28 protein-coding genes are annotated in these 26,594 nt (G+C 41.3%); 27 read left to right on the top strand and 1 reads right to left on the bottom strand.

The annotated features are described in order from the left end of the window. Positions 1 to 95 precede the first annotated feature (95 nt). The 27 genes from fliE (at position 96) to ACH784_RS12670 (ending at position 26,264) form a co-directional block, all read left to right on the top strand. Positions 96 to 434: a flagellar hook-basal body complex protein FliE gene (gene fliE / locus ACH784_RS12800; RefSeq protein WP_404390773.1), complete on the top strand. Its 339-nt coding sequence runs from the start codon at positions 96 to 98 to the stop codon at positions 432 to 434. 21 nt (positions 435 to 455) lie between these two features. Then, positions 456 to 2,156: a flagellar basal-body MS-ring/collar protein FliF gene (gene fliF / locus ACH784_RS12795; protein ID WP_404390771.1), complete on the top strand. Its 1,701-nt coding sequence runs from the start codon at positions 456 to 458 to the stop codon at positions 2,154 to 2,156. Beyond that, entirely contained in the window at positions 2,149 to 3,192 is a 1,044-nt protein-coding gene (gene fliG / locus ACH784_RS12790; RefSeq protein WP_404390769.1) for a flagellar motor switch protein FliG, read from the top strand. Before fliF ends, fliG begins: the two co-directional genes overlap by 8 nt. Positions 3,193 to 3,195: 3 nt before the next feature. Next, a complete protein-coding gene (fliH, locus tag ACH784_RS12785; RefSeq protein ID WP_404390767.1) occupies positions 3,196 to 4,014 on the top strand; it encodes a flagellar assembly protein FliH in 819 nt (272 codons plus the stop codon). A gap of 18 nt (positions 4,015 to 4,032) precedes the next feature. Then, a complete protein-coding gene (gene fliI / locus ACH784_RS12780) occupies positions 4,033 to 5,364 on the top strand; it encodes a flagellar protein export ATPase FliI (RefSeq protein ID WP_404390765.1) in 1,332 nt (443 codons plus the stop codon). Then, the gene (gene fliJ / locus ACH784_RS12775; protein ID WP_404390763.1) at positions 5,364 to 5,807 is read left to right on the top strand and encodes a flagellar export protein FliJ; all 444 of its coding nucleotides are present in this window, start codon (positions 5,364 to 5,366) and stop codon (positions 5,805 to 5,807) included. The genes fliI and fliJ overlap by 1 nt, the downstream gene beginning before the upstream one ends. 86 nt (positions 5,808 to 5,893) lie before the next feature. Continuing rightward, positions 5,894 to 8,389 (top strand): flagellar hook-length control protein FliK, encoded by a 2,496-nt coding sequence (locus tag ACH784_RS12770; protein ID WP_404390761.1) that lies wholly within the window; start codon positions 5,894 to 5,896, stop codon positions 8,387 to 8,389. Positions 8,390 to 8,442: 53 nt separating this feature from the next. Continuing rightward, positions 8,443 to 8,967, top strand: coding sequence for a flagellar basal body-associated protein FliL (gene fliL / locus ACH784_RS12765; protein ID WP_404390759.1), 525 nt, complete (start codon positions 8,443 to 8,445; stop codon positions 8,965 to 8,967). A 10-nt stretch (positions 8,968 to 8,977) separates the two neighbouring features. Continuing rightward, the gene (fliM, locus tag ACH784_RS12760) at positions 8,978 to 10,072 is read left to right on the top strand and encodes a flagellar motor switch protein FliM (protein WP_404390757.1); all 1,095 of its coding nucleotides are present in this window, start codon (positions 8,978 to 8,980) and stop codon (positions 10,070 to 10,072) included. A 23-nt stretch (positions 10,073 to 10,095) separates the two neighbouring features. Further along, positions 10,096 to 10,494, top strand: a complete 399-nt coding sequence (fliN, locus tag ACH784_RS12755; RefSeq protein ID WP_404390755.1) for a flagellar motor switch protein FliN — start codon at positions 10,096 to 10,098, stop codon at positions 10,492 to 10,494. Then, positions 10,491 to 10,889 (top strand): flagellar biosynthetic protein FliO, encoded by a 399-nt coding sequence (gene fliO / locus ACH784_RS12750; protein ID WP_404390753.1) that lies wholly within the window; start codon positions 10,491 to 10,493, stop codon positions 10,887 to 10,889. The genes fliN and fliO overlap by 4 nt, the downstream gene beginning before the upstream one ends. Next, positions 10,882 to 11,622 carry a flagellar type III secretion system pore protein FliP gene (fliP, locus tag ACH784_RS12745; protein WP_404390751.1) on the top strand — a complete coding sequence of 247 codons (741 nt, stop codon included), beginning with the start codon at positions 10,882 to 10,884 and terminating at the stop codon, positions 11,620 to 11,622. The genes fliO and fliP overlap by 8 nt, the downstream gene beginning before the upstream one ends. A gap of 1 nt (position 11,623) precedes the next feature. Continuing rightward, entirely contained in the window at positions 11,624 to 11,893 is a 270-nt protein-coding gene (gene fliQ / locus ACH784_RS12740) for a flagellar biosynthesis protein FliQ (protein ID WP_404390749.1), read from the top strand. 3 nt (positions 11,894 to 11,896) lie between these two features. Continuing rightward, positions 11,897 to 12,676, top strand: coding sequence for a flagellar biosynthetic protein FliR (gene fliR / locus ACH784_RS12735; protein ID WP_404390747.1), 780 nt, complete (start codon positions 11,897 to 11,899; stop codon positions 12,674 to 12,676). 3 nt (positions 12,677 to 12,679) lie between these two features. Beyond that, positions 12,680 to 13,810: a flagellar biosynthesis protein FlhB gene (gene flhB / locus ACH784_RS12730; RefSeq protein WP_404390745.1), complete on the top strand. Its 1,131-nt coding sequence runs from the start codon at positions 12,680 to 12,682 to the stop codon at positions 13,808 to 13,810. 69 nt (positions 13,811 to 13,879) lie between these two features. Beyond that, entirely contained in the window at positions 13,880 to 15,979 is a 2,100-nt protein-coding gene (flhA, locus tag ACH784_RS12725) for a flagellar biosynthesis protein FlhA (RefSeq protein ID WP_404390743.1), read from the top strand. 22 nt (positions 15,980 to 16,001) lie between these two features. Then, positions 16,002 to 17,468 (top strand): flagellar biosynthesis protein FlhF, encoded by a 1,467-nt coding sequence (flhF, locus tag ACH784_RS12720; RefSeq protein ID WP_404390741.1) that lies wholly within the window; start codon positions 16,002 to 16,004, stop codon positions 17,466 to 17,468. Beyond that, a complete protein-coding gene (locus ACH784_RS12715) occupies positions 17,461 to 18,321 on the top strand; it encodes a MinD/ParA family protein (protein WP_404390739.1) in 861 nt (286 codons plus the stop codon). Before flhF ends, ACH784_RS12715 begins: the two co-directional genes overlap by 8 nt. Before the next feature lie 26 nt (positions 18,322 to 18,347). Further along, positions 18,348 to 19,058, top strand: coding sequence for an RNA polymerase sigma factor FliA (locus ACH784_RS12710; protein ID WP_404395268.1), 711 nt, complete (start codon positions 18,348 to 18,350; stop codon positions 19,056 to 19,058). A gap of 38 nt (positions 19,059 to 19,096) precedes the next feature. Further along, entirely contained in the window at positions 19,097 to 19,480 is a 384-nt protein-coding gene (gene cheY, locus ACH784_RS12705; RefSeq protein WP_010364893.1) for a chemotaxis response regulator CheY, read from the top strand. A gap of 20 nt (positions 19,481 to 19,500) precedes the next feature. Then, positions 19,501 to 20,274 (top strand): protein phosphatase CheZ, encoded by a 774-nt coding sequence (locus ACH784_RS12700; RefSeq protein ID WP_404390736.1) that lies wholly within the window; start codon positions 19,501 to 19,503, stop codon positions 20,272 to 20,274. Positions 20,275 to 20,289: 15 nt separating this feature from the next. Beyond that, positions 20,290 to 22,491: a chemotaxis protein CheA gene (locus ACH784_RS12695; RefSeq protein ID WP_404390734.1), complete on the top strand. Its 2,202-nt coding sequence runs from the start codon at positions 20,290 to 20,292 to the stop codon at positions 22,489 to 22,491. A 76-nt stretch (positions 22,492 to 22,567) separates the two neighbouring features. After that, positions 22,568 to 23,719 carry a chemotaxis response regulator protein-glutamate methylesterase gene (locus ACH784_RS12690; RefSeq protein ID WP_404390732.1) on the top strand — a complete coding sequence of 384 codons (1,152 nt, stop codon included), beginning with the start codon at positions 22,568 to 22,570 and terminating at the stop codon, positions 23,717 to 23,719. A 33-nt stretch (positions 23,720 to 23,752) separates the two neighbouring features. Then, a complete protein-coding gene (locus tag ACH784_RS12685; protein WP_404390730.1) occupies positions 23,753 to 24,523 on the top strand; it encodes a ParA family protein in 771 nt (256 codons plus the stop codon). Positions 24,524 to 24,530: 7 nt separating this feature from the next. Next, entirely contained in the window at positions 24,531 to 25,310 is a 780-nt protein-coding gene (locus ACH784_RS12680) for a chemotaxis protein CheW (protein ID WP_404390728.1), read from the top strand. 24 nt (positions 25,311 to 25,334) lie between these two features. Next, the gene (locus ACH784_RS12675; protein WP_138483340.1) at positions 25,335 to 25,832 is read left to right on the top strand and encodes a chemotaxis protein CheW; all 498 of its coding nucleotides are present in this window, start codon (positions 25,335 to 25,337) and stop codon (positions 25,830 to 25,832) included. Further along, positions 25,833 to 26,264: a DUF2802 domain-containing protein gene (locus ACH784_RS12670; RefSeq protein WP_404390726.1), complete on the top strand. Its 432-nt coding sequence runs from the start codon at positions 25,833 to 25,835 to the stop codon at positions 26,262 to 26,264. Between the two features lie 32 nt (positions 26,265 to 26,296). Here ACH784_RS12670 and ACH784_RS12665 read toward each other — a convergent pair whose 3' ends face one another. Beyond that, a complete protein-coding gene (locus ACH784_RS12665; RefSeq protein ID WP_404390724.1) occupies positions 26,297 to 26,593 on the bottom strand; it encodes an EscU/YscU/HrcU family type III secretion system export apparatus switch protein in 297 nt (98 codons plus the stop codon). Position 26,594: the final 1 nt, after the last annotated feature.

Raw genomic sequence — 26,594 nt, 5'->3', positions numbered from 1 at the left:
CACATTAAAATGGTTTAACACACTGAAAATAAAGAGTTAATTTGTGGCACGCTTTGTGCTTTTACAGGTTATATGTTTTTATTGGAGTGGGTGTTATGAAAATCCAACCAAACTCTCTTTATCAAGAAATGCAGTCTCTGGCATTAGAGGCAACAAGAAATACCATTAAAACCAATGAAGTTGCAGTACAAAAAACCGCGGCAACTTCTTCAGCGCAATTTGGTGATTTGCTGTCAGACGCAATCAATACAGTAAATGGTTTACAAAAAGATGCTAAATCAAAAGTGACTGCGTTAGAGATGGGTGATAGAAGTGTTTCACTTGCCGAAGTCATGATAGCATCACAAAAATCATCAGTGGCTTTCGAAGCAACGGTACAAGTTAGAAATAAACTTGTAGAATCTTATAAAGAAATCATGAATATGCCAGTTTAATCTGGGTAGTGGAGTAGCACCGTGGCAACGAATCAATCAACCGATCTGACCTTAACCGATGGCACTGCTGGTTCTGATGAGCAGCAAGAGCAGAAGTCGGGCTATTTAAGCGCATTAAATGGCGTTGATATGCTTCGCCAGGTGACTATTATCATTGCTTTAGCCATTTGTTTGGCAATCGCAATCGCCATTATTATTTGGGCTCGCCAACCAGATATGCGCCCTTTAGGACAATATCCAACGGAAGAGCTTGTGCAGACTCTCGATTTTCTAGATGCGCAGAAAATTGAGTATGAGCTTGAAGGCAACACCATTATGGTAGCCGAAACGGATTACCAAACCATAAAACTGCAAATGGCCCGTGATGGTTTTACTCAAGCTCCGAGCTCTGGCACAGATATATTAATGCAAGACATGGGTTTTGGTGTGAGTCAACGCTTAGAGCGTGAGCGACTTAAGCATAGCCGCGAACAGCAACTAGCGCGTACTATTGAAGAACTTCAAGATATCAGTCGTGCAAAAGTATTATTAGCAATTCCTAAAGAGAATGTATTTGCACGCCGCGAGAAAAAGCCATCTGCTACCGTGGTTATTACTTTAAAGCGTGGTAGAACACTCGGTGGTGAAGAAGTTGACTCAATTGTTGATATTGTGGCTTCAGCGGTTCAAGGTTTAGAGCCTGCTCGCGTAACTGTCACAGATCAAAACGGCCGTCTATTAAATTCTGGTTCACAAGACTCACTGGCTGCACGCTCACGTAAAGAATATGAAATTGAGCGCAAACGTGAACAAGAATATTTAGAAAAGATTGATAGCATTCTTATTCCTGTTGTGGGCTTAGGTAAATATACTGCTCAAGTAGACTTAACCATGGACTTTAGCGCAGTTGAAGAAACACAGAAACGTTACAATCCAGATTTACCAGCAGTACGAAGCGAAACGACCTTTGAAGAGAGTAACATTGGCGGTATTACAGCGGGTATTCCTGGAGCACTTTCGAACCAACCTCCAGTGAATTCAAATATTCCTGAAATTGCAAATGGCGGTAATGGTCAAGGTTCATCACCTTCTCGTTCACAAAAAGAAGCTACTCGTAACTATGAACTAGATACGACTATCAGTCACAAGCGTCAGCAAACAGGTGTTATACGTCGTATCAGTGTATCTGTTGCGGTTGACTACCTGCCAAAACCTGACGCTGAGGGCAATATGACGATGGCACCGCGAAGCCAAGAAGAGTTGATGAATATTCGTCGCTTACTTCAAGGTGGTGTGGGCTTTGATATGCAACGCGGTGATGCGTTAGAAGTTGTGACTGTACCATTTGTTCGTGAAGACATTATAGAGCAAGCTGACTTGCCAATCTGGGAACAAGATTGGTTCATGAAGTCGGTACGTTTAGCCTTGGGCGCGTTGGTTATCATTGTGCTTATTCTAGCGGTGGTTCGCCCTATGCTGAAACGCCTAATCGACCCAGATGATACTCTGGAAGACTTTGATGAAGATGCGCTAACGACCGGTGTTGACCTTGGTGATAGCACATTAGATATGCTGAACAATGAATTTGATTCATCAGCAGTTGGCTTCTCATCAGATGGTACTTTACAATTACCAGACTTACACGGCGACGAAGACTTACTGAAAGCAGTAAGAGCGCTTGTAGCCAATGAACCAGAATTATCATCACAAGTTGTGAAAGCGTGGTTAACGGAAGATGAGTAACGAAGAAGAACAAAAACAGCTCCCAGCAGCTTTTGATGTTGAGAAGCTGGATGGGGTTGATAAAGCGGCCATCTTATTACTGAGTTTAACAGAGGAAGATGCCGCACAAATTTTAAAGCATCTTGAGCCAAAACAAGTGCAGAAAGTTGGTATGGCAATGGCAGCTTTAGATGACCTTTCTCAAGCTAAGATCAGTGCGGTTCATAACCTGTTTATTGAGCAGATCCAAAGCTTTAGTACCATAGGTTTCCAATCTGAAGACTTTATCAAAAAAGCACTTACGGCTGCACTTGGTGAAGATAAGGCTGCAAGCTTAATCGATCAAATCGTCATGGGCTCCGGAGCGAAAGGTCTAGATTCATTGAAGTGGATGGACTCAAAACAGGTTGCCAATATTATTCGTAACGAGCACCCGCAGATCCAAACTATTGTTTTAAGTTATTTAGAGCCAGAGCAATCCGCCGAAATCTTGTCGCAGTTCCCTGAAAAAGTGCGCCTAGATTTAACTATGCGTATTGCGAACTTAGAAGAAGTTCAACCAGCCGCACTTCAAGAACTAAACGAGATCATGGAGAAACAGTTTGCAGGTCAAGCTGGTGCGCAGGCCGCGAAAATGGGCGGCTTAAAAGCGGCAGCAGACATTATGAACTACCTAGACACCAATGTTGAAGGTCAGTTAATGGACTCAATCCGTGAGCATGACGAAGAGATGTCGCAACAAATTCAAGATCTGATGTTCGTGTTTGAAAACTTAATGGACGTCGAAGATCGTGGTATTCAAGCTATTCTTCGTGAAGTACAACAAGATGTATTGATGAAAGCAATCAAAGGCACGGATGACGCACTTAAAGAAAAAATCATGTCGAATATGTCTAAGCGTGCAGCTGAGATGATGGCTGATGATCTTGAGGCAATGCCACCAGTACGTATCAGTGAAGTAGAAGCTGCGCAGAAAGAAATTTTATCTACTGCTCGTCGATTAGCAGATTCAGGTGAAATTATGCTAGGTGGTGGCGGCGGTGAAGAGTTCTTATAACCTATGAGCGATAAAAAATTTTATAAAGGCAGGCCAGTTGAGGGTGAAGCGCTTGATGAATTATTAAAAAGCTGGCCAATTCCTGATGTAAGCGAAGATCCAAGAAAGCTTTCAGGACGCTCAACGGCATTTGGTCAGCCTTTAGAGCAGGTGTATAAGAAGCAAAATCATGTGCCTCAAGCTGAGCCTGAAACACAAGAGCCTGAAGATTTTCCAACATTGACATTGGAAGAGCTTGAGCAAATTCGCCAAGATGCCTATGAAGAAGGTATTAAACAAGGGCATGAGCAAGGCTATATTGAAGGCTTTGATAAAGGCGTCACAGATGGCAAAGAAGCGGGCTATAAAGAAGGCATCGAAATAGGGAAAGAGCAAGGGCTGAACGATGCAAAACCCTTAATTGAAGATAAGTTGCAAACTTTAAACGAACTTATTAATGGTATAGCTGAACCACTGGCCAAAGTAGACGAATTAGTCGAGAAACAACTTGTTCATCTCGCCAAATTATTGGCGGAGCAAGTCGTTTTTAAAGAGTTACAAACACATCCTGATCTTATTTTAGTTGCACTCAAAAAAGCCATTGACGCGTTACCCTTGCAAGAGCAAGCAGTCAAAATTCATTTGAACCCAGAAGATTTAAGCCTGGTAGAAGAAGCATATGGTGCTGAACACCTGCAGCAACAACACTGGCAGTTAGTGGCTGAACCAACATTAGACAAAGGTGGCTGTGAAGTAAAAACAGCTCAGTCTTCGATAGATATGACACTCAAAACTCGATTAACTGAAATTATGGAGAAGTTTTTGCATGATAGTGGTATCTAATACCAGTAATTATCATGCATGAGTGTTGAAAGTCCTTTAGCAGAGCGCTTAACGCGCTACCAAAAACACATTAAGCCCTTTGCTACGCCTGTAGCCGGCAGCTTGACTCGCGTAGTGGGTTTAACCCTAGAAGCGCGAGGTTTGAGTGCACCTGTTGGCAGTCAATGTAAAATCGAAACTATCCGAGGTTTTGTCGATGCCGAAGTCATAGGCTTTAACGGCGATACACTCTATCTTATGCCAAACGATCATATTTCAGGCGTACTTCCCGGAGCGCGTGTGATCCCGCAATTGAACGAAACAGGCTTACCAGTCGGCATGTGTTTATTAGGGCGAGTGGTAGATGGTCTGGGTAGACCTCTTGATGGGCTCGGTGCCATAGAAGCTGAGCATTATCTCAAATTTGCACAAGATCCAATCAACCCGCTGGCGAGGCGTCCGATCAGCCAACCTATGGATGTGGGCGTGCGTGCAATTAATTCTATCATTACCGTTGGGCAAGGTCAGCGTATGGGCTTGTTTGCAGGTAGTGGTGTTGGTAAGTCGGTGCTACTGGGGATGATGACTCGAGGTAGTGAAGCAGATGTTATTGTTGTCGGTCTTGTTGGTGAGCGTGGCCGAGAAGTGAAAGAATTTATTGATGAAATTTTGGGTGCCGAAGGACGTCGTCGCTCTGTTGTGGTTGCAGCTCCAGCAGATGCGTCTCCACTAATGCGCTTAAAAGGCTGTGAGAGTGCGGTCACAATTGCAGAGTACTTTCGCGATCAAGGTCTAAACGTGCTTTTGCTCTTAGACTCGGTTACTCGTTATGCTATGGCTCAACGTGAAATAGCCTTGGCCGTTGGCGAGCCGCCAGCTACAAAAGGTTATCCGCCCTCAGTATTTGCAAAACTCCCTGCGCTGGTGGAGAGAGCGGGTAACGGAGGTGAAGGGCAAGGATCAATCACTGCTTTCTTCACTGTTTTAAGTGAAGGTGATGATATGCAGGATCCAATAGCAGATTCAGCGAGGGCAATCTTAGATGGGCATATAGTTTTATCTCGAGAGCTTGCTGATAGTGGCCATTACCCGGCGATAGATATCGAAAAGTCCATTAGTCGTGTTATGCCACAAGTTGTTTCTGAACCTCATATGCAACAAGCTCGAGTGTTAAAGCAAGTGTATTCAATGTATCAACAAAACAAAGATATGATCACCCTAGGTGCTTATCAAAAAGGCAGTGATCCTATGCTCGATCAGGCAATCTTGATGATGCCCCAAGTCAATGGTTTCTTGCAGCAAGGCATGAAAGATGTGTTGCCATATGATGAATGCTTGCAAGGTTTAGCGCAGTTATTAGGACAAGGTTAATGGCGAATAATAAATTAGATTTACTGCTCAAACTGGAAACGGATAAAGAAGAAAATCTGCGCATTAATTATGTGCAAGCACAGCAAAACTTTATTAGTAATCAGCAAAAGCTTCAGGGCTTGAATGACTTTCGCCTGGAGTATAGCCAACAACTTCATAACAAGGCCAAGCAAGGCATGAGTTGTGAAAGTATCAAACAGTACAATTCATTTATTAATAAAATTGAAGAAGCGATAAATCAGCAAGCGACTACGGTTAGAACGGCGAAGCAAGTTGAAGAGCAGCGCCGTAAATTGTGGTTAGCTCAGCAAGCAAAAACCAAAGCGATAGCTAAGTTAATTGAAAAGAAAGCCATTGAAAAGCAGATAAAAGAAAATAAAGCTGAGCAAAAAATATTAGACGAGTTTGCAACAAACATATTTATGCGTCGTGTCGCAAGCTAATTTGGCTTAAATATTGCTTTGTTTTTATAGGTTTTTAAATTTAATACAAATGCGGCTTCCTGTTGCCGCTCTAAAAAGGTGTAGATATGCTTAATTTAAAATTAGAAGTGGATCTAAAATTGAGCCAAGCTGAAAAAGCGCGTTTTGCCAGCGAAAAAGAACAAGCTGATAAAAGTGCCTTTTATTCAGAATTAGAGCGCGCAGAAAAAGCTTCTAGTGCCTTTGAAAAGAAAACCTTAGATGTTTCAAACAAGAAAGAGCCTGAACAAAGCATTGGTGGGAACTTACACAAGCCTCAGCAAACAAGTGAAAAGAGTGCTGATTTAAAGACAGAGAAAAATGAAAAAGTTGCTGTCTCTAAAGGCAAAGCTGAACAGGAAATTGGTGGGAACCTAAGTAAACCAATTAATGAAAGTGACGAAACAGAACGTAAACACAGAGCTGAGTATATTCTTGCGAATCGATTAGGTGTAGAGCATAACGCCGAGCAAAACACTGCTAAAGATAATTCTGAACAACTTGTTGTGAAAGATAATCCTGAGCAACAAATTGGTGGTAATTTACACCCTAAAAACACAATCGAAAATGATTTAACAGACGACGTTGACACTTCTGAAACCGTTGAGCCTGGCAGTGATGTTGTGGAGCAAAGCATTGGAGGTAATCTAAGCAAAGATAAAGATTATTTTGCCAGTGATGTAAAACAGCCCCATCAAGCCGCCGCAGTCGTGAATTATAGTGCTCAAAGCACTGTTCCTGATGAGAAGGCAGTTGTTTCTTCGTCCGATAATTTACTGGCGCAAATTCAGGCGTCAAACTCTCAAACTACTGATGTTAAACAGCACTTAGCACCAGTTCCTAAAGCATTAAAAGATGTTTTATCGCTATATCAAGGTAAAGACGAAGTTGTAGAAAATAAGGGCGATAAGAAAATAGACAATATCGCACCTCCAGCACTCAACCCACTGAAAATGGATGAGCAAATTTCGGTTTCAACAAATTCGGAGTCGGTGAGTGAAAAGGTTGGTAAAAAGTCTTTAGATCAAATTTTACCAATAAAAGGTAACCCTCAGTCAGCGTCAAATATGTCATCAGGAAAAGCTGAGGCTGTGAGTTCGGCAGAGCTTGGAGAAACTGAAACTGTTATCACTCAAGGTACGGTTAAAATAAATAATGCGTCAGAAAAGCCAAAGTCGGCTGAAGCCTTGTTAACTACACTAACGGCTCAAGTCGGTAAAAATGAGAAAGTTGAGATAAAAAATAAAGTTCAACAGAGTGGGCCTGTAATTGACGAAAAAGCTGGTAAAGAAACTCTAAATTTTCAGCTAAGTGCTAAAAGTGAAACGAGTAAGCTTAGCTCAGCTCAAATAGAAAATGCTCAGAAAATTGCAAGTCAAGGGTCTCCAAGTGCTAAACAAGTAGATGAAGAGTCAAAAGACAATAAGGTTTCTATTTCAGCTGAAGCAAAAGTAGTGACGCATTTAGACAAAGTGAACCATAGTGAAGAAAAAGTAACTTTACCTGTAGAAAAAGCAGTTAATTTGATGAATAAGTCCGAAGTGTCTAATGACAAATTAGCACAGCAAATTAAGGCGCTTCCGACCCAAGAGAAAGAGGTTCTTCAACAGTCACTTCAGCACGCGGTGGATAGTGGAAAATTAAATGATGTACAACTTAAACGTGCTGAAGATGCATTGGCTTTATTGGCAGCAAATAGCGAATTGCCGAATAGTGATGCGAAAAAAACAGTCAAATTAATGGCTAACTTGCCAAGTCAGAGTCAAAATCAAAGCAAAAGTGCTAATGATTTAACGAGCTATAACAGCACAAAAGTCACAGCGCAGAGTTTGTCTGAAACAGCTCAATCTACGGTTGAACAGGTCAAGCAAGAGAGTAAGTCTGTCTTTGAAGGAGCTGAGTTTTTGCAGACCAATCATGAGCAAAATGAAAAGCCTGTTCGTAAGTCATCGATGGGGTCACAAGCTGAGAATATATTTAAATCAATCATGGCTCAGCCTCAACAAGCTGCTGTTCAATCGATACATGAGTTAGATATTTCCCAAACAGTTCAGCAATTTGATACTGCTTTACAAAATGCACAAACACAGCAAAACACTTCAATGGGTCAAAAAATAAGTCAAGATCCAAACCAAGGGCAAGTGTTTAATTTACAAAAAAGTGAAGCAGTAAAAGCGTTACATGACAAAGTGAATTCGATGCTGATGATTAATAATAAAGAAGCTGAAATTAGGTTAGACCCACCTGAGCTTGGCAGTATGCAGATCCGCATTCGTAGCGAAGCTGAGCAGGCGCAAGTTAACTTTGTAGTGCAAAACCAGCAAGCTAAAGAGGCTTTAGAAGAGTCGATGCCTAAATTGAAAGAAATGTTGGCGGAGCAAGGTATTCAGCTAGGAGAGAGTAATATTCAGCAAGATTCTGGCTCAAGTTCTGAGCAAGGTACTGATGAAGCTCAAGAACTTGGGCATTCAAAGCTTGCCAATCAAGAGTCACAAGCGCAAAATAGCCAACATTCAAACACAAATTCAAGTAGTAGTGAGTCTGGCATAGATTACTATGCTTAACACCTGCTATATTGTGAATTAAATAGATAATAATTTTAAAGGCTAGGCTAGGCATGGCAGAAGAAACTGATTTAGAAATCGAAGAGTCGGGTGGGGGCAAGAAAAAGCTCATCATCATTATTGCTGCGGCGGTTATTTTAATTGCTGGTGGTGTTGGGGCTTTCCTTTTCTTATCAGGTGATGAAGAACAGCCTGAAACACTCGCTGAAGAAACTGTAGCAAGCGAAACAGTATCAGAATCATCCGGTGCAGAAATCGGAAGTGCCTTATATGTAGCAATGCCTCGCCCTTTTGTTTTCAATGTACCTGGCGCTAGTCGAGATCGAATCGTACAGATAAAAGTGCAGCTACTTGTGCGTGGTGATGTGAACGAAGAGGTTGCGAAAAAACATATTCCTTTGATCGAAAGTACTTTGTTAGGCGTTTTGTCAACGACTACCGCAGATGAATTGAGTACATCTGCAGGCAAAGAAACAATTCGTCTTACCGCGTTAGATAAAGTTCAAGCTGCGATGGAAGCTGTTGAAGGCAGTAAAGTCATTGAGCGAGTTTTATTCACCGGCTTTGTTATGCAGTAGCGAGGGCTAAGTGAGCGATTTATTATCTCAAGACGAAATTGATGCGCTCTTACATGGCGTCGATGAAGTTGAAGAAGACGACATAGTTGAAGGGGAAGGTGAGTCCTCGGCAGGTGCCCTGCAGTATGACTTCTCCTCTCAAGATCGTATTGTTCGTGGTCGAATGCCGACCTTGGAAATTGTTAATGAACGATTTGCAAGACATATGCGGATAAGCCTATTCAATATGATGCGTCGTACCGCTGAAGTTTCTATAAACGGTGTACAGATGCTCAAGTTTGGTGAGTACATACATACCTTGTTTGTTCCTACCAGCTTGAATATGGTGCGATTCAGGCCCTTAAAAGGGACTGGCTTGATCACCATGGAAGCACGTTTAGTTTTCATCCTAGTAGATAACTTTTTTGGTGGCGATGGTCGCTATCATGCCAAAATTGAAGGCCGAGAATTCACACCTACTGAACGACGTATTGTTCAGATGTTATTAAAAATCATCTTTGAAGATTATAAAGAAGCCTGGGCACCCGTTATGGATGTTTCTTTTGAGTATTTAGATTCAGAAGTAAACCCGGCGATGGCTAACATTGTCAGTCCAACAGAAGTTGTGGTTATTAGTTCATTTCACATTGAACTTGATGGCGGCGGCGGTGATTTTCATATTTCTTTACCGTATTCGATGCTCGAGCCAATCAGGGAGTTGTTAGATGCGGGTGTGCAATCTGATACGGAAGACACTGACCTTCGTTGGAGTAAGGCACTAAGAGATGAAATCATGGATGTTGAAGTTGAGCTATCAACTCAATTGCTAGAAATAGATTTGTCATTAGAGCAAGTGATGAGTTTAAAGGCTGGGGATGTTATACCTGTTGAGATGCCTGAACACATTACAGTATTTGTAGAGGATTTACCGACATTTAGAGCTAAAATGGGTCGCTCTAGAGACAATGTTGCACTACAAATTAGTGAGAAGATTAAACGTCCTGAGTCTGTTAAGTCTGAACTGCATGTATTCACTAAAGGTGGTAAGAAGCTCGATTCTGATGCAGAGCTGGCAGAGTTAGAGGAAGATTTACACTTATCTGAAGGTGTAGATTTAGATTGGTAAGGTTAACTATTAGGTTTTAAGTTATGAGCGATGATCAAGATACTATGGATGAATGGGCTGCGGCCTTGGCTGAAGCAGAAGGAGCCGAAGAAGGTGGTGATGTTGAGGTAGCTGAGCTTGATGAACTACAAGACTCTTCTCAAAACCTTTCTGCTGAAGAAAAACGTAAACTTGATACGATTTTAGATATTCCGGTCACCATTTCTATGGAGGTGGGCCGTTCTAAAATTAATATTCGTAATCTTTTGCAACTAAACCAAGGTTCTGTTGTTGAGTTAGACAGAGTTGCAGGGGAACCGTTAGATGTATTAGTTAACGGTACGCTTATTGCGCATGGTGAAGTTGTGGTTGTAAACGATAAGTTTGGTATTCGACTCACTGACGTAATTAGCCAAGTAGAACGAATTAAGAAACTGCGATGAACAAAAAGCTATTAGGCTTGGCTGGGATTTCAACCCCGGTATTTGCTGATTCGGCTAACATGGGTCTGAGTAGCGATTTAGTATCAATGAGCCTATCACTTTTTTTAGTGCTAGGCTTAATTGTTGGTATGGCCATATTATTGAAAAGGCTAAACCCCAGTATAGGTAACAGTCCTGATTTTAAGGTAGTAAGAAGTTTTCCGTTGGGAAACAGAGAGCGCCTGATGGTCATAGAGTTAGATGGTAAACATCACTTGCTAGGTGTGACCTCTCATACAATCAACTATCTGTATCAACTTGAATCACCATTGAGTGAGCAAAACACCCCTGCTTTTGCCAAAGAGCTCAGCCGCTTTATGATGCCTGCGAATAAGAAGAATAAAACCGATGATTAAGTACATTTTCATTACAGCATTATTTTTAATGGCACCTTTCGCTGGTGCTGAAGGCATTGAAGCGTTGAGTGTCACGACTAACCCTGATGGTACGCAAGAATATTCTGTGACTTTACAGGTGCTTGCCTTGATGACGGCGCTGAGCTTTATTCCTGCTGCTGTTATTATGATGACTTCATTTACGCGTATTATTGTTGTATTGGCCATCTTAAGACAGGCAATAGGTTTACAGCAAACACCTTCTAATCAAATTTTGCTTGGTATGTCTCTGTTTTTAACATTTTTCATTATGGCACCCATTTTTTCGCAAATTAATGACAGAGCAGTGCAGCCTTACCTCAATGAAGAGTTAACATCTATTCAAGCTTTAGAGCAGGCGAAAGAGCCGATAAAAGCATTTATGTTGTCGCAGACACGCATTAAGGATTTGGAGACTTTTGCGAAAATAGCAGGCTATGACAAGCTGGATAGCCCCGAAGATACGCCCTTTATAGTTATAATTCCTGCCTTCGTTACCAGCGAATTACAAACCGCTTTCATTATTGGTTTTATGTTTTTTATTCCATTTTTGATTGTAGATTTAGTTGTTGCCAGTGTCTTGATGGCCATGGGTATGATGATGCTTTCACCTATGATTGTTTCTTTACCATTTAAAATAATGCTGTTCGTCTTAGTAGATGGCTGGGGGCTTGTAATGGGGACTTTGGCTCGAAGCTTTGGTCTAGGAGTTTGATATGGAACCAGAAGTTTTTGTCGACATTCTCAGTGATGCTTTATTTATTGTTATAAAGCTGGTATCCGCTATTGTTGTCCCAGGCCTGTTAGTTGGCCTAGTTGTAGCTGTTTTCCAAGCCGCGACTTCTATTAACGAGCAAACATTAAGTTTTCTACCTCGACTTATCATTACTATCATAGCTTTGATAATTGGAGGTCATTGGATCACGCAAGTTTTAATGGATTATTTTCAGGGGTTAATAATGCAAATCCCTGAAATAGCAGGATAAAAAATGGAGTTCCCCTTTGCTGTTGTCATTCAATGGCTAAGTGACTTTATTCTACCGCTAGTTAGAGTCACCAGTATGATGATGATTATGGCTGGCCTCGGTGCTAAAAGTGTCCCTTCACGTATTAAATTAGCTCTGTCTATCGTTATTACTTTTGCTGCAATGCCGATGTTGCCAAAGTCCCAGTTTACTGACCTATTTTCTTTCGCCATGGTACTTGTTGTTATTGAAGAGATGATAATTGGTTTCGCAATAGGCTTTGCATCAATGTTGCTACTAAATACGTTTATTGTTGCTGGTCAAATATTGGCAATGCAAACTGGTTTGGGTTTTGCCTCAGTAGTCGACCCGGCTAACGGCTTAAGCGTACCTGCTGTTGGTCAATTTTACCTGATCCTATCTACCCTTTTATTTTTTGTTTTTAACGGTCACCTGATGATGATTCAGATGGTCATCTACAGCTTTGAAACAATCCCAATAGGCCAGTTTACTTGGGCAGTCGATAATTATTGGCAAATCATTAATTGGGGGGGCTGGATGTTTTCTACTGCTCTAGCTTTATCGCTCGCTCCTTTAACTGCTATGTTAGTTATAAACTTGTCATTTGGTATCATGACTCGAGCTGCTCCCCAGATGAACATTTTTTCTGTAGGTTTTGCGTTTACTTTAGTGGCAGGTTTAATGATTATTTGGGCGACGCTAGGTAACTTCATTGTGCAATATGAATATCAGTGGCTTAAAATGACAGAATTACTGTGTAATTTAATAGGGTGTACGGTTTAAATTATGGCTGAAGATTCAGGTCAAGAAAGGACCGAAGAGCCCACAGATAAAAAGGTTCGAGAGTCCAGAAGAAAAGGCCAAGTGGCGCGTTCAAAAGAGTTAGGCACTACCTTTGTTCTGATTTTCTCAGCTATTGCACTTTTATTGTATGGACCAGCAATCGCGAAAGGCTTGTATAACATTATGGGCCGCGGACTGACTTTAAATCGCAACGAAACTTATGACACCACTAAAATGTTTGCTGTTTGGGGAGAAATGTTCTCCGAATTATTGTTTCCGATGGCGATGTTTGTTTTTATCATTTCGATAGCTGGCATAGTCGGAAATACTTTGCTTGGAGGGTTTAATTTTAGCTGGGAAGCTATGATGCCTAAAGCGAGTAAAATGTCTCCAATGAAAGGGGTTAAGCGTATGCTTGGCCCTCAGGCTGCCATTGAATTACTTAAATCAATATTAAAATTTATATTAGTAGCTGGATTCGCCATATTACTGATACAAACTTTTTTTTATGAAATCTTACATTTAAGTATCGAGCAAATACCCAACTCTATTATTCATGCGTTAGAAATTTTGGCTTGGATGTTTTTAGCGCTAAGTTGCACCATGATTGTTATCTCAGCGATAGATGCGCCATATCAAAGCTATAACCATCACAAGCAACTCAAAATGACCTTGCAAGAAGTTAAAGATGAACATAAAAACTCTGAAGGTGATCCGCAAATAAAAGCTAGAATTCGCCGTACACAGCGTGAAATGTCGCAAAGGCGCATGATGCAAGATGTTCCTGATGCTGATGTGGTTGTTACTAACCCGACTCACTACTCGGTCGCCTTAAAGTATGATACTGAGAGGGCTGGGGCGCCAATTGTACTAGCCAAAGGCGTTGATGAGTTAGCGATGCAAATCAGAAAAATAGCCAAAGGTAACGAAGTCCCCATTGTTGAATCGCCTATTTTAACCCGTTCACTTTATCATACCACTGAAGTGGGTCATCAAATTCCTGATCAACTCTTCACTGCTGTTGCTCAAGTTCTTGCCTATGTCTTTCAGCTAAAGCGTTATCAAAAAGGTCGCGGTCGAAAGCCGACAAAGCTTAGTAATAACTTACCGATCCCAAATGAAGTAAAACATTAATTTTAACAACGTTTTTGGCTCATTAATTGCTTTAATAGAGCAGTGTCAATATTTTGTAGTTGTTAAGTTATGGATTTTAAAGCAGTTTTACAGAGTCTTAATGAAAATAAAAAAGACTATGCAAAGGGGGTAGGAACACCGTTACTCGTTCTTGCTGCTTTAGGCATGGTAATTTTACCCTTGCCTCCATTCTTATTAGATATTCTTTTCTCTTTCAACATCGCTCTGGCATTGGTGGTGTTACTTGTTACCGTCTATACCATGAAGCCTTTGGAATTTGGTATGTTTCCTGCGGTTCTACTAATTGCAACGATCATGCGATTGGCGCTAAATGTAGCCAGTACACGAGTAGTTTTGCTTGAGGGTCACAATGGCGGGGATGCTGCGGGTAAGGTAATTGAAGCTTTTGGTTCTGTTGTAATCGGTGGTAACTATGCGGTTGGTCTAGTTGTGTTCCTGATCTTAATCATCATCAACTTTGTAGTAATTACCAAAGGTGCAGGCCGTATCTCAGAAGTGTCTGCGCGTTTCACATTAGACGCGATGCCGGGCAAGCAAATGGCAATTGACGCAGACTTAAATGCTGGCTTTATTAGTGCAGATGAGGCCAGAAATCGCCGTGAGGAAGTGACTCGTGAAGCTGACTTTTATGGTTCTATGGATGGTGCCAGTAAGTTCGTAAAAGGTGATGCGATAGCGGGCATTGTTATCTTAGCGATAAATATAATCGGTGGTTTATTTGTTGGCATGATCCAACACGATCTTTCATTTTCGAGAGCAATGGAAGTTTACACATTGCTTACTATAGGTGATGGTCTGGTTGCGCAATTACCTTCTTTGTTACTTTCTATTGGCACAGCAATTGTTGTAACTCGCCAAAACGAATCACACAACATGGGTGATCAGTTTAAGAGTCAATTGGGTAATGAAAAATCACTTTTCATTGCTGCTGGTATCTTGATCACTATGGGCTTAGTACCTGGTATGCCGCATTTTGCATTTTTAAGCCTAGGTGCTTTGCTTGGCTATCTGGCGTATTACACTCAGCAACAAAAAGCGAAAGCAGAAGAAACCTCCTCTTCGCAACTGTCAAAAACAGGTGATGCAGCGAGTAAACCACAAGACCAAAAAGAACTTGGCTGGGATGATGTACAGCCTGTAGATGTGATTGGTTTAGAAGTGGGCTACCGCTTAATTCCGTTAGTTGACCAAGCGCAAGGTGGTGAGCTGCTTAGCAGAATTAAAGGTGTTCGTAAGAAACTTTCACAAGAGCTTGGCTTTTTGGTACCACCTGTACACATTAGAGACAACTTAGAATTAGACCCCAATGAATATCGTATTACTTTAATGGGGGTTGGCTCTGGCAATGGAGAGCTTAAACATGGTGATGAGCTTGCTATTAATCCAGGGCAAGTATTTGGTCCTATTAATGGTGTTGCAACCACAGATCCTGCATTTGGCTTAGAGGCGGTTTGGATCAAACCTGAGCAAAAAGATGAAGCGCATTCATTAGGCTATACAGTGGTTGATGCTGCGACAGTAGTAGCAACACATATCAGTCAATTACTGACGAACAATGCATCATTACTGCTTGGGCATGAAGAAGTACAAAACTTACTAGATATGCTCGCTAAGTCACATCCTCGTTTAGTCGAAGGATTAGTGCCAGATATTCTACCTCTAACAACGGTAGTTAAAGTACTACAAAATTTACTTAATGAAGGGGTCGCTATTCGTGACATGCGTTCAATTGTTCAAACACTTGTTGAGTATGGCCCTCGTAGCCAAGATCCAGATGTATTAACGTCTGCAGTGCGAATTTCACTACGTCGTTTAATTGTTCAAGATGCGGTTGGTAACGCTGATGAAATCCCTGTCATAACATTGGCGCCTGAGTTGGAACAGATGTTGCATCAGTCACTTCAGAACGCAGGTGATGAAGGGGCTGGAATTGAACCGGGCCTTGCGGAGCGACTTCAAGCATCATTAAGAGAAGCGCACCAAACGCAAGAAATGCTAGGTGACCCATCCATCCTTCTAACCTCAGGTATGTTAAGAAGTGTGCTTTCAAGATTTGTTAAACATACGATCCCAGGTCTTCGCGTGATGTCATATCAAGAAGTACCAGATGAAAGACAAATCAAAATTGTAAGCTCAGTTGGACAATAGATAGGAATTAAGGGGTTGTAACATGAAGATTAAACGTTTTTTTGCCAAAGATATGCGCACAGCACTAAAAGAAGTGAAAGAAGAACTTGGTGCTGAAGCAGTAATTATGTCGAATAAAAAACTGGCAGATGGTGTAGAAATTGTTGCAGCTGTAGATAATGATCGAGCTCCAGAAAAACCAGAGCAACCAGCACAGTCGGCAGTTACAAAACCACAACCTCGTGTTCAACAACCTAACTTTGTTCGTCCTGAGCCACAGCGAGCTAGACCAGAAGCACAGGCCCAAGTCGCGGATAGCTTGCAGGCACTTTTAGAAAGACAAGCGCCAAAACCTCGCTCACCTGAATTGGCATCTATGTTTTCTCAATCAGGTATCAATACCGAAGAAGTATTCAAATCGCAGCAAGTTGAAGAAGAGCGCTATGAACGCCCAGCTCCAACTCGTAATTATCGCACAGAGCCTAAATCTCAACCTCAGCAAGCTCAAGCGTGGAATTTTGATGATGATTTAGATACAGGTTTTGGTGATGATTTTGAGACTACACCTAAAAAAGTAGATGAAATGGCAACGATGCGTGAAGAAATGAACGCTATTCGTCAATTACTTGAACATCAAGTGTCAGGCTTGATGAAGCAAGAAATGGAAAGAAGAGACCCTACAAGAGCTTGTTTGGTTGACCGTTTACAAGGCATGGGTGTTGATAAAGAAGTCGCAGAACAGATGGCTTGCTTTATTCCTGATGATGTTTCACGTAAAGAAGCATGGAACTCTTTACTAGAGATGGTTGCAAACCAGATGCATACCACTAATAACGACATTCTACGTCAGGGTGGTGTTTATGCTCTAGTGGGTCCTACAGGGGTTGGTAAAACGACAACGGTTGCTAAATTAGCTGCATTAGGCGCTCAGAAATATGGCGCTGATAAAGTCGCACTTATTACTACTGATACTTACCGAATTGGCGCTTATGAGCAGCTTGCAACATATGGCAGAATTATTGGCTGTCCTGTTAAGCAAGTAAAAGATGCGAATGAATTAGCAGAAGTTTTATATCATTTACGTAATAAGCGACTAGTATTAATAGATACAGCGGGAATGAGCCAAAGAGATATTCGTTTAACTGAGCAGTTAAACACTCTGATGAGAAGTTCTCGAGTCGATATTCGTAGCTATTTGGTTTTAAGTGCAACATCACAAATGCATGTATTGCAAGAAGCGGTGCGTCACTTCCAAAAAGTGAATTTAAGTGGTTGTATTTTTACAAAACTTGATGAATGTCTAAGTTTAGGCGAGATTATTAGTATTGCGATTCAAAATCGCTTACCAATAGGGTATCTTACTAACGGTCAGCGAGTGCCAGAAGACATTCGCGTAGCAAATGCTCATAAAATGGTCAAAAAGGCTGAGCAATTGTATTTAAAGAGAATAAAAGCACAACATTCGCGACGTGTACCTGTAGCGTCTCAGACAGTAGGAATGTATGATTAACACAGTATTAGATCAAGCAAGTGGCCTGCGTAGAATGAATCAAAATAGCAACCATGGCGTAAAAGTAATTGCAGTAACGGGTGGTAAAGGTGGCGTTGGCAAAACCAATGTATCACTAAATACAGCCATTGCACTTGGTCAGCAAGGAAATAGAGTACTCGTCTTAGATGCCGATTTAGGTTTGGCAAATTGTGACGTGATGCTTGGTTTAAGAGTAGAAAAGAATTTATCTCACGTATTATCAGGTGAGTGTGAATTAGATGAAATCCTGGTTGAAGGTCCTGCTGGTATTAAAATTGTACCTGCTACTTCTGGTTCACAAAATATGGTTGAACTAACTCCTGCTGAGCACGCGGGATTAATTCGAGCATTCAGCGAACTCAATACTGAATTCGATATATTAATTGTAGATACGGCTGCAGGCATTTCAGATATGGTGCTTAGCTTTTCTCGCGCTGCACAAGACGTTATGGTTGTTGTGTGCGATGAGCCGACGTCAATAACTGATGCTTATGCACTGATAAAAGTGCTGAGCCGTGAGCATGGCGTATATCGATTTAAAATCGTCGCTAACATGGTGAGAAGTTTGCGAGAGGGCCAAGAGTTATTCGCAAAACTTTCAAAGGTTACTGATAGATTTTTAGATGTTGCGCTAGAATTAGTTGCAACCATTCCGTTTGATGAAAATATGCGTAAGTCGTCTCGCCGTCAAAAAACCATTGTAGAATTATTTCCTAATTCCCCTGCAGCGGTTGCATTTCGAGGGCTTGCCAGTAAAGCTGTAAAATGGCCAATTCCACACCAACCTTCTGGTCATTTAGAGTTTTTTATTGAACAACTAGTCAACGGGTAATTATGTCGTCATCGATGGGTAAAGCGATGGGCTATCAAACTACAGACAACCTCAATAGCGTGATAGAGCGTCATACCGGTCTTGTCAAAAAAGTGGCGTGCCATCTACTCGCACGTCTACCTGCAAATATTCAGTTAGATGATCTTGTTCAATCAGGCATGATTGGCTTAATCGAAGCTAGCAAAAATTTTGACGCTAGCAAAGGCGCTAGCTTTGAAACATTTGCTGGTATTCGGATCCGTGGAGCGATGCTTGATGAAATTCGTAGAGGCGATTGGGCGCCGAGAAGTGTCCACAAAAATAGTAGAATGGTCGCTGAGGCAGTTGCTAACTTAGAAAGTGAATTGGGTCGAGAACCAAAAGACACTGAAATCGCTGAAAAACTTGATATTACGCTAGATGAGTACCATCATATTCTACATGATGTAAATGCAAGTAAGATCATTGGTATTGAGGATTTAGGTGTTGACGAGGATGTTATCACACCGGTTAACAATGATTTAGCGCTAGACAAACCGTTCAATAACGTTAAAAATGAACGCTTTAACGAATCGCTAGTGACTGCGATACAGTCGTTGCCAGAAAGAGATGCGCTTGTTTTATCTCTTTATTACAACGATGAAATGAATTTAAAAGAAATTGGGCAAATACTTGATGTTAGTGAATCTCGAGTAAGCCAAATTCATGGGCAGGCAATGATCAGGCTAAGAGCTAAAATCAATGACTGGGTCAATTAGAGTAATAATAATAGGTTCAAACCTCACTGGAGGATGTTTTGGATAAAAACATGAAAATTCTTGTGGTTGATGATTTTTCTACAATGAGGAGAATAATCAAAAACCTGCTTAGAGACTTAGGTTTTACTAACGTGCAAGAAGCTGACGATGGTAGCACTGCTTTGCCGATGCTTCAAAATCAAGAGTTTGATTTTGTAGTAACAGATTGGAATATGCCTGGTATGCAAGGTATCGATCTACTTAGGGCTATCCGTGCGGATGACAGCCTAAAGCATATCCCAGTTTTGATGGTTACTGCTGAAGCGAAAAAAGAACAAATCGTTGCTGCTGCACAAGCTGGTGTAAATGGTTACATTGTGAAACCGTTTACTGCTGGAACACTTAAAACAAAACTAGAAAAAGTGTTCGAACGTTTAGGCTAATATTAAAGAAGGAGAGGCGGATGTCAGCACCTTCTGTGCCTCAAATAACACTTGAGCAAGCTAAGCAATTAGTTACATTTCTTGAGCAAGGCGAGCAAGAAAAAGCAGATAAATTAATCATGGAAGCAGCAAGCAAAGAGCAATCTGAGTTGTTTGCTGAGGTTGGTAAGTTAACTCGCCAATTACATGAGTCATTGAAAAATTTTGAGCTTGATACGCGCATCGCTGATTTGACGACAGAAGCCTTACCCGATGCAAAAGAGCGTTTAAATTATGTCATGGAAATGACAGAAAACGCTGCAAATAAAACCATGGATGCTGTTGAAGCAAGTTTACCTCTCGCTCAGCAGCTTGCAGATGATTTATCAGATATAAAACCAACTTGGGATCGCTTAATGAAACGTGATATCCAGCTTGGTGAATTCAAAACACTTTGTCATGATCTTGATAAGTTTATGCAAGGCTCTCAGACAACAACGGATGAGTTGCAAGGCCACATGACAAACGTTCTTATGGCGCAGGATTATCAAGATTTAACAGGCCAAGTAATTCGACGTGTAATCGAGTTAGTTAGAGAAGTTGAAGATAGTTTAATTCATTTATTAACTGTTTTTGGTACGGCAGAAGATCCTAATTCAAAACAAAAAGAAGATATTGAAGAAGTTCAAATTATGGAAATGGATCCTGCACAAATATCTGGCCCAGAAGGTCCGATAATGAATGCAGAGTCCAGAGAGGATGTCGTATCTAATCAAGATGAGGTCGATGATTTATTGTCGAGCTTGGGCTTCTAATAGGAGAGTATGTGCATGAGCTTTGAAGTCGATGAAGATATACTACAAGACTTTCTTGTTGAAGCTGGTGAGATTTTAGAGCTGTTATCTGAACAGCTTGTTGAGCTAGAGAATAACCCAGAAGATAAAGAGTTACTAAATGCTATTTTCCGAGGGTTCCATACTGTTAAAGGTGGCGCAGGCTTTTTAAGTATGACTGAGCTTGTTGATGCATGTCATGGTGCAGAAAATGTGTTTGACGTATTGAGACAAGGTCAGCGTTCAGTATCTCCAGAGCTGATGGATGTGATCCTACAATCACTGGATACGATAAATGAAATGTTTGCTCATATTCAAAATCGTGAGCAACCAGAACCCGCCGATCCAGCACTGCTTGAAACTTTACATCAGTTAAGTAAGCCTGAATCTGAAGATGAGCAAACTCCAACCGTAGAAGCAACACCTGAACCAGTAGAGGCTGAAGCTACAGCTGATATTTCTGCTGATGATATCTTATTTGACATCGACATTGATGAATCATCAGATTCAAGCTCATCTGACAATATTGATGAGATCACAGAAGATGAGTTTGAAAGCTTATTAGATGAACTTCACGGTGCTGGTAAAGGTCCTGTTGTCGAAAAAGACTCTGCAGCAAGTTCAACCAGTTCAGATGATGGTGATATAACCGATGAAGAATTCGATAGTTTGCTTGACGAGTTACATGGAGTTGGTAGCTTTGGTTCTATAGATACGCCATCTCAGCCAAGTACACCGCCAAGTCAGCCACCAGTTTCAAACCAGGCTTCTACTAACGATGACGAAATTAATGATGATGAGTTCGAAGCTCTGCTAGATGAACTTCACGGTAAAGGTGGCGCGCCTAAATCTGTTGAGTCTGCTGAGCCAGCTAAACCAGCCCCTAAAGTTGAACAAAGTAAACCAGAACCGGCTGTCGTAAAACCAGCGGCACAGCCAAAAGCGGCACCAAAGCCAGCGCCTGCAGCTGCTCCTGCACCTGTCGCTAAAGCACCTAGCCCAGCTGCTGCGAAAAAACCACCTGCACCGCAAGCTGAAACGACCGTTAGGGTAGATACAAAGCGGCTTGACCAAATTATGAATATGGTGGGTGAGCTAGTATTAGTTAGAAATAGACTCGTTAGCTTGGCTAACAACACCAATAGCGAAGCGATGGGTAAAGCTATTTCTAATCTAGATGTCGTTACTGCCGACCTTCAAGGTGCAGTGATGAAAACGCGAATGCAGCCAATCAAGAAAGTATTTGGCCGATTCCCTCGCGTTGTTCGAGATTTAGCGAGAAGCTTGAAAAAAGACATTAACCTAATTCTTGAAGGTGAAGAGACAGATTTAGATAAGAACCTAGTTGAAGCGTTAGCAGATCCTTTGGTTCACTTAGTACGTAACTCAGTAGACCATGGTATTGAAATGCCTGATGTTCGTGAGGCCTCAGGTAAACCTCGTACAGGTACTGTCACATTATCTGCTTCTCAAGAAGGCGACCATATCTTGCTTACAATCAAAGATGATGGTGCCGGAATGGACGCTGAAAAGCTGAAGAAGATTGCCATTAATAAAGGTGTCATCGACTCGGATCAGGCTAGTCGCTTATCTGATACAGAAGCATATAATTTAATATTTGCACCTGGCTTCTCTACAAAAGAAGAAATTTCAGACATTTCAGGCCGTGGTGTAGGTATGGATGTAGTGAAGACGAAAATTACTCAGCTTAATGGCTCGGTAAATATCCAGTCTGAGCTTGGTGTGGGCACCATCCTCGAAATTAAAGTGCCGTTAACATTAGCAATCTTACCGACATTAATGGTCATCGTTGGTGAGCAAACTTTTGCTCTTCCACTTGCTGGCGTCAGCGAGATTTTCCACTTAGACCTAACTAAAACCAATGTTGTTGATGGCCAACTTACCATCATAGTTCGAGAAAAGGCAATTCCATTATTTTATCTTGAACATTGGTTGGTTAAAGGTGCAGATAGAACCACTAAAAAAGCCGAAGGCCATGTTGTTATTGTCCAGATAGGTACACAGCAGGTTGGTTTTGTGGTTGATTCACTGATTGGTCAAGAGGAAGTTGTTATCAAACCACTAGATGCATTATTACAAGGCACACCAGGTATGGCTGGTGCAACAATAACATCAGATGGTGGCATAGCATTGATTTTAGATGTGCCAAATATGCTTAAGCATTATGCTGGCAAGTAGCCACGTATAGAGTAATTAGTAATAAGTGGTGCGAAAGCACCACTTTTCGATCTTAAGAATTTATTAGAGTATGCCAATGGCAGTAAAAGTTTTAGTTGTAGATGATTCAAGCTTTTTTAGACGACGAGTCAGTGAAATTTTAGAGCAAGATAGTGATATCAAGGTCATCGATTTTGCTGTTAACGGTCAAGAAGCGGTTGAAAAAGCAGCCTCATTGCGTCCAGATGTAATCACGATGGATGTCGAGATGCCTGTGCTAGATGGGATCAGTGCTGTTAAAAAGATCATGCAAGCTAATCCTACGCCTATTTTGATGTTTTCATCTCTAACCAGAGAAGGTGCGAGTGCTACGCTAGATGCATTGGATGCCGGTGCCCTCGACTTTTTACCTAAAAAGTTTGAAGACATAGCGCGTAATAGTGAAGACGCAATCAAGTCTTTACAAAATAAAGTTAAAGAAATTGGTCGAAGAAGATTACCTCGCTCTGTAAGCAGCTTTACGAGACCTTCTACAGCAAAGCCTCAAGTATCTTCGCCTGCGCCTTCGAGCAGAGCTTCAGTTACTCAGCCAGATAGAAGCTTTCAAAGATCAAGTGTTCAGCCTTCAACTAGTTCGCCTGTCGTAAACAAACAATTTAAAGCATCAGGCAAGCAGTACAAGTTAGTAGCTATAGGTACTTCAACAGGTGGCCCTGTTGCATTACAAACTATATTGACTCAATTACCTGCAAATTTTCCGCATCCAATTTTGTTGATTCAGCATATGCCCGCGGCATTTACCCCTGCATTTGCAGCTCGATTAAACAGCTTATGCAAAATAAAAGTAAAAGAAGCAGAGCAGGGTGATAAATTGCTTCCTGGTGTGGCGTATCTAGCCCCAGGTGGTAAGCAAATGCTTGTTGAATCAAAAGGGGCTGTGAAAACTCTTCGAGTATTTGAAGATGACAGTGCTAGAGTCACTTACAAGCCTTGTGTTGATGTTACCTTTGCGAGCGCAGCAAAAGCCTATCATGCTGATGTACTTGCTATTGTTTTAACGGGTATGGGTGCTGATGGTAGAGATGGCGCTAGGCTTTTGAAACAAGCCGGAGCGACTATTTGGGCGCAAGATGAACAAACGTGTGTAGTTTATGGAATGCCTCAAGCCGTAGCAAATGCGGGTTTATCTTCTGAGAGCCTAGCTTTACACGATGTTGCAACAAGAATTAATAAAGAAATAGGGTGTTAACCTTCTTTCAAAACACTAGGAAGTAAGCATTTCGTGAAAATCTGGACTGTAGCAAATCAAAAAGGAGGAGTTGGTAAAACAACGACAACAGTGAGCCTTGGCGGAATTCTCGCAAAACAGGGCAAGCGTGTACTGCTTATTGATACAGATCCACATGCCTCATTAACCTATTACTTTGGAATAGACTCTGAAGAACTTGAGGTCAGTGTTTATGATATTTTTGCTCGAGGGACATCTATGCAAGCTGAAGAAATTCTTCAAGCACTGTGTCCTTCGACGATTGAGAACTTAGATATATTGCCAGCCACAATGGCGATTGCCACACTTGATAGAAGTATGGGTAATCGCAATGGCATGGGCTTAATCTTGAAAAAAACATTGGCTAAGATTAGTGAGCATTATGATTACGCGATTTTAGATTGTCCGCCAGTACTAGGTGTTCTGATGGTTAATGCATTGGCTGCTAGTGAACGAGTTTTAATTCCGGTTCAAACAGAGTTCTTGGCTTTGAAAGGACTTGACCGAATGATGCGTACGATGGAGCTGATGCAAAGCTCTCAGGCAAAACAATATAATTACACTATTGTGCCAACCATGTATGATAAGCGGACAAAAGCCTCATTAGAGGCTTATAAAACACTGCTTGCAAACTATGAGGGCTCTGTTTGGCCAGGTGTCATCCCAGTTGATACAAAGTTTAGAGATGCAAGTTTAGCCCAACAGGCACCGGTTGAGTTTTGCCCTAAATCTAGAGGTGTTTTTGCATATAAAGCACTTCTAGAGTATTTAATAAAGAGTAGTTAGAGGATCTATGAGTAAACATTTGTTTGCTAATGAAAAAGTGATGAAGCAGTATCTTGGTGCTTTGCTACAAGAAGATGAGCCTCAAGATGTAGCGCTTGCGCCTGTTGCTAAACTACTCGAGCGCGTTCCAGAAGTATCTGAAGAATCTCAAGTTAAACCTGCTCAACAAGTCGAACAAGAAACGGCTGTAGTTGAAGCTGTTCAAGAAGAAGCGCAGCAAGACATCGTTGAAATCACAACTGTCGAATCAAAAGAGCTTGAGTTAACTAAAAATAATACTATTATCAAAGAAGAAGCGATTGTTGAGCCTAGTTTAACAAGTGCGCAAGAAGAGTATGGTGAAAGTGAGTTTCAAGCATTATTTTTTGAAGTCGCAGGGCTTACTTTGGCTGTGCCTTTGAAGTCGTTGGGTGGTATTCATCAATTAGGCGAAGTGACACAGCTTTTTGGTAAACCGAAATGGTTTAAAGGTGTCATGCTTAATCGAGAAGAAAAACTGAATGTGGTTGATACTGCTAGATGGGTAATGCCCGAAAAGTACACACCAGAACTTGAAGAAAAGCTGGATTATCAGTATTTAATTACACTTGGCGACAGTTCTTGGGGATTGTTGGCCGAAAACTTGATTAATAACATTACATTAAAGCCTGAAGATATAAAATGGCGTGTAAATGGCGGTAAGCGTCCTTGGCTTGCTGGCGTCATTAAAGAAAAGATGTGTGCTTTAATTGATGTTGAAAATTTAAACCGCTTGCTAGAGCAAGGCTTAGATAGCCAAGAGCAGTAACTCAGATCTTTATGGAGTATAACCATGAGCCAAGATAGACTACTTTCTGCAGACAATAATGCCGACAGTAATGATGAAGTTCTTCAATGGGTAACCTATAAGTTAGAAGACGAAACGTATGGTATTAATGTAATGCAAGTTCAGGAAGTATTGCGTTATACCGAAATTGCTCCTGTTCCAGGTGCACCGAGCTATGTGCTTGGTATTATTAACTTGCGTGGTAATGTGGTAACCGTTATTGATACGCGTGCTCGCTTTGGTTTGATGAGTGCTGAAGTAACTGATAATTCTCGTATTGTTATCATTGAAGCTGAAAAGCAAGTAATTGGTATTCTTGTTGATAGTGTTGCAGAAGTTGTTTACTTACGCAGCTCTGAAATCGACAGTGCGCCAAACATTGGTACAGAGGAAAGTGCTAAGTTCATCCAAGGCGTTTCGAACCGCGAGGGCGAGCTACTTATTCTTGTTGATTTGAATAAGTTACTTAGCGACGATGAGTGGGATGAGTTGAGTCACATATAAGTGTTATCCGTAGTTCAAGATAATCTTGCTTTTATTGTAGTCACAGTTACCTCAGGCATTCTCTTTTTGATTTGTCTGGGGTTTATTTTTGGTTTGCAAAAAAAGCTTGAACAAAGTCATAAAAATCAGAAGTTTTTAAAGCAGCAGCTTGAAGAGGCGACAGCTCAAACAGAGATCTTACGCAGTGAAATTGCAGAATTTAGATCGGGCTTAATGAGTATTGGTAAACGTCTCTTGGCTTGTGAGAATTTTGCTAAGGACTTAGCGCAACAGCAAGCAGCTCAAAAGTATGATGATCCAGATGCCAAAATTTATTCGCGTGCTGTGAAAATGATCGAGTTAGGCGCTGATCTTGATGAGATAATGCGCGAGTGTGAAATACCTCGAGCTGAAGCAGAATTGCTACTTTCATTACATCAAAAACAATCTTAAAGTTAAACGCTGAGAAATCTACTCGGCGTTTTTTATGCCTTCACATTAAGCTTTTTATTAAACCCTTCCCAACCCGGTGGGAACTTCCCCCTCAATACATATGAAAATGCGATAAGTTCTGCGATGACATAATAAAGCTCTCTGGGGATTTCTTGATGGAGGTCTAATTGACTTAATGTTGACGCAAGCTCAGCATCTTCATGGATCATAATGCCCTTTTCTTTTGCGAGTTCGATAATTTCATCAGCAAGCTCACCAAAGCCTTTACACACAACTTCGGGCGATTTTCCTGCCTCATACAATAAACCTATGGCAGATTTTTGTGTCATA

Source organism: Pseudoalteromonas phenolica (assembly GCF_044788725.1).
Classification (GTDB): Bacteria; Pseudomonadota; Gammaproteobacteria; order Enterobacterales; family Alteromonadaceae; genus Pseudoalteromonas; species Pseudoalteromonas phenolica_C.
The sequence above is the reverse complement of the archived record's forward strand: the minus strand, read 5'-3'. Positions and strand labels throughout refer to the sequence as shown.